This window comes from Catenulispora sp. MAP12-49, from assembly GCF_041262705.1.
Lineage (GTDB): Bacteria > Actinomycetota > Actinomycetes > Streptomycetales > Catenulisporaceae > Catenulispora.
This window is the reverse complement of sequence record NZ_JBGCCP010000005.1, coordinates 378683-389333: the sequence shown is the minus strand read 5'-3', so window position 1 is coordinate 389333 and position 10651 is coordinate 378683. Positions and strand designations below refer to the sequence as shown.

Annotated in this window: 10 protein-coding genes; 7 read left to right on the top strand and 3 right to left on the bottom strand. The window is 69.4% G+C overall.

Annotation, left to right across the window (positions count from 1 at the left end):
* Positions 1-191 (top strand): hypothetical protein (locus ABIA35_RS14120; RefSeq protein WP_370358158.1); only part of this gene is annotated, 191 nt, incomplete at its 5' end.
* 39 nt (positions 192-230) lie between these two features.
* Here ABIA35_RS14120 and ABIA35_RS14115 read toward each other — a convergent pair.
* Positions 231-1070 (bottom strand): NUDIX domain-containing protein, encoded by an 840-nt coding sequence (locus ABIA35_RS14115; protein ID WP_370336661.1) that lies wholly within the window; start codon positions 1068-1070, stop codon positions 231-233.
* Positions 1000-2025: a rhomboid family intramembrane serine protease gene (locus ABIA35_RS14110; RefSeq protein WP_370336663.1), complete on the bottom strand. Its 1026-nt coding sequence runs from the start codon at positions 2023-2025 to the stop codon at positions 1000-1002. The genes ABIA35_RS14115 and ABIA35_RS14110 overlap by 71 nt, the downstream gene beginning before the upstream one ends.
* Positions 2026-2228: 203 nt before the next feature.
* On the opposite strand from ABIA35_RS14110, the gene ABIA35_RS14105 reads away from it, so the two are divergent.
* On the top strand, positions 2229-2864 hold the full coding sequence (locus tag ABIA35_RS14105) for an acyltransferase (protein WP_370336665.1): 636 nt from the start codon (positions 2229-2231) through the stop codon (positions 2862-2864).
* A gap of 67 nt (positions 2865-2931) precedes the next feature.
* On the opposite strand, the gene ABIA35_RS14100 is transcribed toward ABIA35_RS14105, so the two are convergent.
* A complete protein-coding gene (locus ABIA35_RS14100) occupies positions 2932-4002 on the bottom strand; it encodes a substrate-binding domain-containing protein (protein WP_370336667.1) in 1071 nt (356 codons plus the stop codon).
* 217 nt (positions 4003-4219) lie between these two features.
* Between ABIA35_RS14100 and ABIA35_RS14095 the strand changes: the two genes are divergently transcribed.
* The 5 genes from ABIA35_RS14095 to ABIA35_RS14075 all read left to right on the top strand — a co-directional run bounded on the left by ABIA35_RS14095 (position 4220) and on the right by ABIA35_RS14075 (position 10650).
* Complete coding sequence (locus ABIA35_RS14095; protein WP_370336669.1) at positions 4220-5236, top strand: hydroxyacid dehydrogenase; 1017 nt, start codon at positions 4220-4222, stop codon at positions 5234-5236.
* Positions 5237-5302: 66 nt separating this feature from the next.
* Positions 5303-6619 carry an ABC transporter substrate-binding protein gene (locus tag ABIA35_RS14090; RefSeq protein ID WP_370336671.1) on the top strand — a complete coding sequence of 439 codons (1317 nt, stop codon included), beginning with the start codon at positions 5303-5305 and terminating at the stop codon, positions 6617-6619.
* Complete coding sequence (locus ABIA35_RS14085; protein WP_370358157.1) at positions 6616-7566, top strand: carbohydrate ABC transporter permease; 951 nt, start codon at positions 6616-6618, stop codon at positions 7564-7566. The genes ABIA35_RS14090 and ABIA35_RS14085 overlap by 4 nt, the downstream gene beginning before the upstream one ends.
* Before the next feature lie 29 nt (positions 7567-7595).
* Positions 7596-8507, top strand: a complete 912-nt coding sequence (locus ABIA35_RS14080) for a carbohydrate ABC transporter permease (protein WP_370336675.1) — start codon at positions 7596-7598, stop codon at positions 8505-8507.
* A 58-nt stretch (positions 8508-8565) separates the two neighbouring features.
* Complete coding sequence (locus ABIA35_RS14075; RefSeq protein WP_370358156.1) at positions 8566-10650, top strand: right-handed parallel beta-helix repeat-containing protein; 2085 nt, start codon at positions 8566-8568, stop codon at positions 10648-10650.
* The last annotated feature ends 1 nt before the right edge of the window (position 10651 follow it).

Genomic DNA, 10651 nt, shown 5'->3' with positions numbered 1-10651 from the left:
TCACCCCGATCGACCCACGCATCCGCGTCTACGACCGGGTGATCAAATACTCAGTCGCCAGGTATCGCACCAAAAAACCCGACCAACACGGCCATGCAATCCTTTATGAATACACCATCGAACCGGCTGGCATCCCCGTCACCTCCACGACCGCCACAGAACAACACCACCCCGCCAAGATCAATTGTTAAACACCCGGCATTGACCCACACATAGGTCAGGGGCGCCGGTTAAGCCCGCCGCTGCCGTCCCTCCTCGAAGTCCTGCGCCGGCAAGCGCCCCTCCCGGACCGCGATCGCGTTCACCAGCCGCTCGTACGTGTGCGGCGCCAGCAGGTCGCGGGCGGCCTCCACGTCGAAGAACCCGAACTCGTCGATCTCGTTCTCCTGCAGGCGGATGCGCGCGATGTCCTCCGGGCCGAGTTCGCCGCCGTCGTAGAAGTAGTGGATCAGGGGCGGGCGTTCGGCGGCGCGGGGGCGCCAGTCCACCATGAGCAGTGCGCCGGGTGGCACGTCCAGGCCGATCTCCTCCAGGGATTCGCGGCGGGCGCCCTCGGCCGGGAACTCGCCTTCCTCGACGCCGCCGCCGGGGAAGCTCCACTTCTTGTCCTGGCGGTAGGACTGGTGGACCAGGAGGACCTTGCCCGTTCCGTCGTGGAACAGCATCGAGGCGCCGACGATCACCTTCGGGAGTGATGCCACCCAGGCCGCGCGGTCCAGGCCGGTGCCGTGGTCCGACAGGCGGGGTGCGCCGGCGTCGATCGAGCGCAGGTAGAGGCGGCCGATGTGCTCGCTCAGGACGCGCTCGGGGTCGGGGACCACGGTTGCCAGGGCGACGGATGCCGCGGTGATCACGTCGCAGAGTTCGGCGGCCAGGTCGGCTTCGGTGTGGCTGCGGCCCTTGCGCGGGTTCTGGCCGGTGGTGCCGATCAGGGCGGCCGCGGCTTCGCCCGCCTCCTCGGCCACCTTCAGGACCCGTAGGGGGACCGCCAGTGCGGGATCAGTGTCCGGGTGCGAGTCCAGCCAGGCCTTCTGCTGCCGGACCACCTGCCAGATCAACGCCTCGTCCATGCGTCACCATGCCCTTCGCGCCCTCGGCCGACGAGTGCAGTGCCGAGGTGCGCAGCACCGTCGCGCCGATCAACACAGCCAGTATCGCGACCAGACCGGCGGTCTGGATGAAGGCCTGGCGGGTGCGCGGGGCGTAAACGTAGACGAGTCCTATCACCAGGCCGGTGACCAGGCCGCCGAGGTGTCCCTGCCACGAGGTGAAGCGCGAGGCCAGCACCAGCCACAGAACCGCGATCACCAGCTGGCGCCGGGCGCCCAGCGGATCGAAGTGGAGCTTGCGGCTCAGGACGAAGTAGAGCCCGATCAGCCCGAAGACCGCCCCCGACGCGCCGATGGACTGCGTGTACGGCGCGGTCAGGTAGTAGCAGAACACCGAGCTGCCGATCGCCGACAGCAGATACGCCGCCAGGTATCGCACCCGCCCTATCTGCTGCTCCACCACCACGCCGAACATCCACAGCGACAGCATGTTGAACAGGATGTGCGCCGGCCCCAGCGGCGGCTGGTTCGGCAGGATGTGGACGAACGCCGACGTGATCATCCGGTACCACTGGCCGTGCGCGACGCCGATGGGGTGGTAGCCCGCCGGCGGCGATGCCATCGCCTCGTAGAGCGCGTTGTTGGGCCCGCGCATGGCATCGGAGAGCATGCCGAACTGGTCCACGACCGAGTTCTTCAGCAACTCCGCCGCGTACACCGCGAAGTTCAGCAGGATGAGCGCGATGGTGACCACGGGTCGTGCGCCGCCGGACGCCAGCGACCCGAACACCGTCCGCGCCTGCCGCACGTCCTTGTTCCCCGAACGGACACACTCAGGGCACTGAAACCCCACCGAGGCGCTGTGCATGCAGTCCGGGCAGATGTATCGGTCGCAGCGTGTGCAGCGGACGTGGCTTTCGCGCCCGCCGTGCCGGTAACAGGTGGTGACCGGCAGGGTGGCGTCGGGGACGGACATCGCGGGAGTCCTCCGGTCGGGTGGCGACAAGATGGCGACGAGATGCAGCGGACGGCGCAACGGAACGGCACACCCTACCGTGCAGGGACTCCTCGGCGGCGGGCTCGGCCGCGGCCCCTCAAACGCGACGAGGCGCGTGCCGTCCCGGCCGGCCGTATGCTGACGGCGATCCCCTGCTGTGATCATGTCGAGAAGAGACCCCAGTGCCCCGTCGTCCCCGCTGGATCGACCGTCTCACCGCCGCCGCGATACGCGGCGTCTGGGACTGGGCCCGAGTCCGCGGCCGCGTCACGTCGACCGCCCCCGGCCGGTACCGCTTCGCCCATCTCGGTCCCGGTGCCGCGCTGTCGTTCCCGCTCGGCGCGCTTTACAACGAGCAGTACATGGCCATCGGCGAGGGCACGCTCGTCGGCGAGGGCGTGAGCCTGGCAGTGGGGTGGCCCGGGGAGGACTTCGGCGAGGACATCGTCCTGCGCATCGGCCGGGGCTGCTCGATCGGCCGCGGCAGCCACATAGTGGCCCACCTGCACATAGACATCGGCGACGACGTCTTCTTCGGGCCGTACGTCTACGTCACCGACCAGAACCACGGCTACGCCGCGCTGGACACCCCGATCGGCCGCCAGGACGCCGAGGACAAGCCGGTGACCATCGGCGACGGCTGCTGGCTGGGCGTCGGATCGGTGATCCTGCCGGGGACGACGCTGGGGCGCAACGTCGCCGTGGCGGCCGGCGCGGTGGTGCGCGGGTCCTTCCCGGACCACTGCCTGATCGGCGGGGTGCCGGCCCGGGTCCTGAGGCAGCATCACGCCGAGGAGGGCTGGCGGGCCGGCATCTGACCGGCGACCGGCATCTGACCGGCGACCGGCACCCGTCGGCAACCAGCCGCCGGATCCCCGGATCCCCTTACGCCGAGCGGGCGACCCCCGACGACTCCCGCACGATCAACCGCGGTGAGACGTCCACGTGCCGCGCCGGAGCCCCGGGATCGCGCACCAGGTCCAGCAAAGTCCGCACCGCCAGTTCCCCGACCGATTCCTTCGGCGGCGACACCGCGGTCAGCGCGGGCCGGGTCAGCGCCGAGAACTCGTCGTCGTACGCGACGATCGACATCTCGCGCGGCACCGCGAACCGGGTCGCGAACCCGTTCTGCAGCAACGCCAAAGCGTCCTCGTCCGAGTGGACCAGCAACGCCGTCGCGCCCGAGGCGCGCAGCCGCTCGGCCAGCGCGTCTATCTGCTCCGCGCCCCACTTCGGCCATCCGGCGAGGTCGGTGCCGATGATGCGCGGCATCTCCGGCAGCGCCAGCGCCGCGGCGGCCTGCTCGAAGCCGCTCAGCACACTGCGCGAGGTCGGCGTCTCGCCGCGGGCGAACATCGCGATGCGGCGGTGCCCGAGCTCGTGCAGATGCCGGACGGCCAGGCCGGCGCCGGTCTCGTGGTCGGTCCGGACCCAGGACGTCGTCGCGGCCGCCGGTCCGTAGGACCGCCGCTCCACCAGGACCGTCGGGACGCCCAGCGCCCCGGCCCACTCCACCTCGTCCGTGGGCGCCAGCAGCACCGCCTGGGCGCCGGAGTCCACCAGGCCCATCGCCAGCGAGAGGTCCTGGCCGGACTGGTAGTCCGAGACCGCGACCAGCAGCCGTCCCTCGGGTTCGCGCAGAACCCGGCGCATCCCGTCGACGACCCGGTTGAAGTAGTAGGAGGACTTGGGGATCAGCGCGCCGATGACCGGGAGGCCGGTCTCCTCGCTGCCCGGGCCTTCCTGATGCCGCGCGGGCGCCGCGGGTTCGGCGGACGCGGGCAGCACCGCGCCGCCGTGCACCTTCTCCAGTTGCCCGGCCTTGGCCAGCTGGTCCAGGTCGCGGCGGACGGTCACGTCCGATACGCCGAGGATGCCGACCAGCTCGGCCACCTGCACCGACCCGCGTTCGCGGGCCAGGCGAAGGATCAGGGCGTGCCGTCTCGCGGCGAGCACGGACCACCTCCTCGCGGGGTCTGTCGGGAGCGTGAGCAGAAGCTATCAGTCAGAACCGTTCACAGCATGGGGGTCCTCCCGCCTCGGGGCAACCCGCAGTTACGTTTTTGTTTGTTTCTCATCGATTCTCATCGAACGTATTGACTTTCGGTTACCTTCTTCTGACACTGGTCCCCGTTGTTCGTTCCCCGGCACTTTCGAAAGGCGCCACCGCTTCATGGATCGTCCGTATGCCGTCCTGGCCATGCGCCCCGCGCTGCGTCCGCTGCTGTTCGACGCGGCGGCCGAGGCGCGGCTGGCCGGGCTGGCCCGGACGGATCCGGAGCTGGTGGTCACGGACTTCGCCGATCCTGCGGCGGCCGGCGCGCTGGCCCGGGCCGAGGTGCTGATCAGCGGCTGGGACTGTCCGGAGCTGGACGCGCCGGCCCTGGAGCGGATGCCCGCGCTGCGCGCCGTCCTGCACTCCGGCGGCAGCGTGAAGCACCACGTCACCGAGGCCGCGTGGGGGCGCGGTCTGCTGGTCTCCTCGGCGGTCGTGGACAACGCGGTGCCGGTGGCCGAGTACACGCTCGCGATGATCATCAGCGCGGGCAAGCGGCTGCCGGAGATGGAGCGCGCGTTCCGTGCGGGGCGGGACGGCCGGGACTGGCAGCACTGGTCGCAGGACTTCGGCCCGGTCGGCAACCACCGGCGCGTGATCGGCGTCGTCGGGCTCTCCCGCGTCGGCCGCCGGGTCGTGGAGGTGCTGCGGGTCCTGGACGCGACGGTCCTGGTGCACGACCCCTATGTGCCGGACGACGCGGTCCGTGAGCTCGGCGCCGTACCCGCCGGGCTCGACGAGCTGGTCGCGGCCAGCGACGTGGTCAGCCTGCACGCGCCGAGCAACGCCGAGACCCGGCACCAGATGGACCGCCGGCGGCTGGCCCTGATGAAGGACGGCGCGACGCTGATCAACACCGCGCGCGGCGCCCTGGTGGACACCGCGGCACTGGCCGACGAGCTGCGGGCGGGGCGGCTGTACGCGGTCGCCGACGTCACCGACCCGGACCCGCTGCCGGCCGACTCCGAGCTGTTCGGCCTGCCGAACCTCACCCTGACCCCGCACATCGCCGGCTCCATCGGCGGCGAGCTGCGGCGCCTGGGCGACTTCGTCCTGGCCGAGCTGTCGCGCCTGAACGCCGGGCAGGAACCGCTCGGCCTGGTGCGGCCGGAGACCCTGTCATCCATAGCCTGACAGCATCCTGATAGACCTTGTGCGCCACCCCTCACCGAAGAGTCTCACCAGAGAGCGAGTCCCGATATGCGAACCAGTAAGAACGTCTACCGCGCGGGCGTCATAGCCGCCGCGGTGGCCGTCTCGGCCGCGAGCCTGTCGGCCTGCGGCAGCTCCAGCAAGCCCGGCGCCGCCTCCTCCGGCGCCAAGGCATCGGGCAGCACCTCGTTCACCTACTGGTCGATGTGGCAGCAGAACGAGCCGCAGGCCAAGGTGATCAAGAAGGCCGCCGACGACTTCACCGCCGCCACCGGCATCAAGGTGAACATCCAGTGGCAGGGCCGCGACGTCATCACCAAGCTGACCCCGACCCTGCGCACCGGCTCCTCGGCGGACCTGGTCGACCAGTCGGTGAACGCCCTGGGCGCGCTGGTGGCCAAGGACGAGACCGCCGACCTGAGCAGCCTGTACGGCACCACGATCCCCGGCGAGTCCCAGACCGTCGGCCAGGTCGTCCCGGACAGCTACAAGCCGTTCCTCAACGACAAGAGCGGCAAGCCCTTCATCGCCCCCTACGAGGTCTCCTCCGAGGGCCTGTGGTTCGACGCCTCCAAGTTCCCGGACCTGGCCGCCAACCCGCCGAAGACCTGGGACGACCTGCTGGCCCTGTTCGCCAAGGCCAAGGGCATGGGCATGACCCCGCTGGCGGTCCCCGGCGACGACAAGTACTGGGTGCTGCTGACCCTCCAGCGCGAGCTGGGCACCGACGGTCTGAAGAAGCTGGCCAGCGACAAGACCGGCGCCGCCTGGGACGACCCGAAGGTGCTCAAGGCCGCGCAGCTGGTCCAGGACCTGCGGGACAAGGGCGACATCCTCAAGGGCTACGAGTCCAGCAAGAGCATCGACGAAGAGGGCGACTGGGCCAAGGGCCAGGCCGCGTTCTACCTGTCCGGCACCTGGGTGCCCTCCGAGGCCGCGCCGAACGCCACCGCCGGCTTCAAGTTCGACAGCATCCAGCTGCCGGCCCTGGATTCGGGCAACACCGACACCGGCATCAACTTCTTCGGCTTCGCGGTCCCCAAGACCGCCAAGCACTCCGACGCCGCCGAGAAGTTCGTCGCCTTCTTCATGAAGAAGGAGGAGCTCTCCGGCATCTCCACCCAGGCGGTGAACCTGACGCCGCGCGCCGACATCGACCCGCCGGCCCAGCTGGCCTCGATGAGCAAGGCGCTGACCGGCACCGTCTACGCCGACCAGGCGCACCTGTCCGTGGACTACGCGGACTGGACCAACAAGATGCTGAACCCCGAGATGATCCGCCTGATCACCGGCCAGGACAACGCCGCGAAGTTCGTCGCCAACGGCAAGCAGGGCACGATCGACTACTGGAAGTCCGCGTCGTGACCAGCGCCACCGCAGGGCCCAATGTCACAGTCGGCGTCCGGCGGGGCCGGGTCCAGGGTTCGCCCCTGGCCCGGCGCCGCCGGCGCGTCTTCGGGCCGTTCCTGGCGCCCGCGCTGATCCTGTACACGGTCCTGTTCATGGTGCCGACCGGGTACTCGTTCTACGCGAGCTTCACCAGCTGGGACGGGTTCTCGAACCCGCGGTGGAAGGGCACGCTGAACTACGACCACCTGACGCACGACCCGGCGTTCAAGGACGCCTTCTTCAACACCCTGAAGCTGCTGTTCGGGTGCGGCATCTTCCTGTTCGTCCTGAGCTTCGCCTTCATGCTGATGCTGCGCGAGATGAAGGGCCGCCGGTTCATCCAGGGCTTCATCTTCCTGCCGCACATCGTCTCCGGCGTGGCGCTGGCCGCGTTCTGGGACTTCCTGCTGAACCACGACGGGATGCTGAACAAGGGCCTGCACTCCTTCGGCCTTGGCCCGGTGGACTGGCTCAAGCCGCAGTGGCAGTTCAACGCGATCCTGCTCGCGATCGTCTGGATCAACACCGGGTACTACGTGACGATCCTGATGGCCGGCGTGGACCGCATCCCGCCGTACTACTACGAAGAGGCCAAGCTCGCCGGGACCAACTCCTGGCAGCGCTTCCGGCACATCACGCTGCCGATGTCCTGGGACGTGGTCGGGACCGCGGCGGTGCTGTGGACCATCGGCACGGTCAAGATCTTCGAGTTCATCCTCGCCTTCTCCGGCTCGCAGGGGAACCTGCCCACCACCAACCAGTGGACGTCGGCGATGTACGTCTACGGCGAGACCATCGGCGGCACGTCCCCGATCTACGACTTCGGCCGGGCCTGCGCCGGCGCGGTCGTCACGCTGGTGGCGGTCGTGGTGGTCGTCGTCGTCCTGCGCCGGGTCACCAGCCGCGACCGGCTCGAGCTCTGAGTGTCCGTGAAAACCAGAAGGGCGATCTCATGAGCACCGCAACGACCGGGTCCCGCGCTGAGAGCGCGGCGCAGGACCCCACCAGCCCGGCGGCGGCCCCCGCCGGCCGCCGTCGGGTTCCCTGGGCCCGGTTGCCGGGCGCCGCGCTGATCTGGCTGTTCGTCGCGTTCTGCGCGTTCACGTTCCTGTTCATCCTGCTGAGCTCGCTGAAGTCGAGCTACAACGTGCTGAACCATCCCTTCCGGCTGCCGACCGAGCTGAAGTTCTCCAACTGGAGCAAGGCCTGGCACGACGGCGGTTTCGGGCCGGCGTTCGTGAACTCGGTGCTGGTGGTCGTGGTGGCCGCGGCCGGGACCGTGCTGCTGGCCTCGCCGGCGGCGTACGTCCTGGGCCGCAACCAGAACCGGCTCTCCGGGGCGTTGAGCATGTACTTCGTGCTGGGCCTGGGCATCCCGATGCAGATCATCGTGCTGCCGCTGTACTCGATCATGGCCAAGATGCACCTGATCGACAATCTGGCCGGGCTGATCGTGCTCTACATCGTGGTGAACCTGCCGTTCACGGTGTACCTGCTGATGTCGTTCTTCGCCTCGCTGCCCGGCGAGCTGGAGGAGGCCGCGGCGCTGGACGGCGTGGGCCCGGGGATGACGTTCTGGCGGATCATGCTGCCGCTGGCCAAGGGCGGCCTGATGACGGCGCTGACGCTGGTGGCGATCGCGTGCTGGAACGAGACCTTCCTGGCGCTGATGTTCCTGCAGACCAATGACAACTTCACGCTGCCGCTGGCCCTGGTCAACTTCCTGACCCAGCAGCAGTTCACCGGCGAGGACTTCGGCGTGATGTTCGCCGGGGTGTCCATCGCGGTGCTGCCCATGCTCGCGCTGTACGCGTGGCTCGGGCGCCGGATCACCGAGGGCTTGACCCTCGGAGCGGGGAAATAGCACCACCCCACGGGGAACCTCCCCATTCACGCACCACCAACTCTGGAGGTACGTACCTGTGAAAGCGCATCTGCGCGCTTCCATCTCGGCGCTGGGGGCGATGACCCTCGGCGCCGTCGGCCTGCTGGCCGTCACGGTCCCGATCGCGCACGCGGCCGGGACTGCTTACTACGTGGACTGCTCGGCCGCCTCGGACGGCAGCGGGTCCTCGGGTTCGCCGTGGAACGCCCTCACGGATCCCGACGGCCACGTCTTCACCGCCGGCGACACGCTGTCCTTCAAAGCCGGGACCACCTGCCACGGCACGCTGACGCCGCAGGGCTCCGGCGCCCCAGGATCGCCGATCACCGTCAACGCCTACGGTTCCGGCGCCGCGCCGGTCATCGAGGGCGGCGGCGCGACCGAGGCCACTGTCCACCTGGTCGACCAGAGCTACTGGACCATCAGCGACCTGTTGGTCCAGAACAGCTCCTCCACCCGGGCGCAGCACGAGGGCATCCTGGTCGAGGTCGCCGGATCGGCGAACCAGGCCGGGATCTCCGTCACCGGCAACGAGGTCGCGAACGTGGCCGGCTGGGGCGACAAGACCGGGACGAACGCGGGGTGGTTCTCGAACTCGGCCGGCATAGCCGTGCGCGTGGCCACCGGATCGGGCGTCTTCGACGGCGTGTCCGTGACGGACAACAACGTGCACGACACCGGGGGCGGCGGCATCAAGGTCGAGGGCGAGGCCTCGGCGATGAGCACCGGCGTCTACATCGGGCACAACACCATCACCGCGGCCGGCGGCGACGGGATCGTGGTGCACGACAGCGACTCCCCGCTGGTGGAGTACAACACGGCGACCGAGCTCGGGCTCGGGGCGTACCCGTTCGTGGCCGGGAACTTCGCCGGGATGTGGCCGTACCACAGCAACAATCCGACGTTCCAGTACAACACCGTGGGCTCGCAGGTCGGAGTCGTGAACGACGCGACCGCGTGGGACTGCGACGTCAACAACACCGGCACCTGCCTGTACCAGTACAACTACTCGTACAACAACGCCGGCGGCTTCTACCTCGACTGCCTGTCCGGCTGCGGCGGGGCGGCGACGACCACGAACGTGGTGCTGCGCTACAACATCTCGCGCGACGACTGCCGGTTCACCAATTCCAGCACCGGAACGGGCACGCACTACATCTACAACAACACGTTCTTCTGCCCGGGCAAGCCGATCTCGGACACGCTCGGCGGGAACGTGGTGTGGCAGAACAACATCTTCGTGGCCCCGACGGCCTCCTGGGCCGCGGACTCCTCGGCGACGTTCAACGCCAACACCTACTTCGGCGGCGTCACAGCCCCCTCATCGGGCGACGCCGGCGCCCACACCGCCGACCCGCAGCTGATCAACGACGCGGCCGGCACCCTGGCCATCAAGCTGCGCACCGCCTCGCCGGAGCGCGGCACCGGCGTGGTCGTGGCGAACAACGGCGGCAAGGACTACTTCGGCAACGCGGTCTCCGCCACCGCCGCCCCGAACCGCGGCGCCTACAACGGATCGGGCGATGACAGCGTCCTGCCGTTCGCGGCATCGCTGAACGACACCGCGGTCACCTCCGACGCCAACCGCTGGGCCGCCAGCCTGAACTCCGCGACGCAGAGCGGCAAGAGCTTCTCCGCGACCGCGCTGGCCACCGCCGGACTGACGCAGGGCACTGACGTCACAGCGGCGGGCGTGGACTTCGGCCCCTGGCACCCGCAGGCCCTGGACGCCACCGACAATGTGATCGCCACCGGCCAGACCATCGCGGTCACCGGCACCGGCACGAAGGTCGGATTCCTGGGCTTCAGCACCACCCACGGCGTGACCGAGAGCGGCACGCTGCACTTCACCGACGGCACGTCCCAGGCCTTCACACTGACGCTGTCGGACTGGACGGACACCACCCCGGCGTCCGGCGACACGCTGGTCGCGAAGGCGGCGTACGCGAACCAGCACACCTCGGCCTACAACGGGAGCACGACGACCTCGAGCGGGTCGTACTCGGTGTGGGCCTACTCGGTCGCGCTGCCGACGGGCAAGACGCTGGCGTCGGTGACGCTGCCGAACCTCGCGGCTTCCGGCGCGACGTCGCAGCACCTGTTCGCGATCGCGGTCGGCTGAT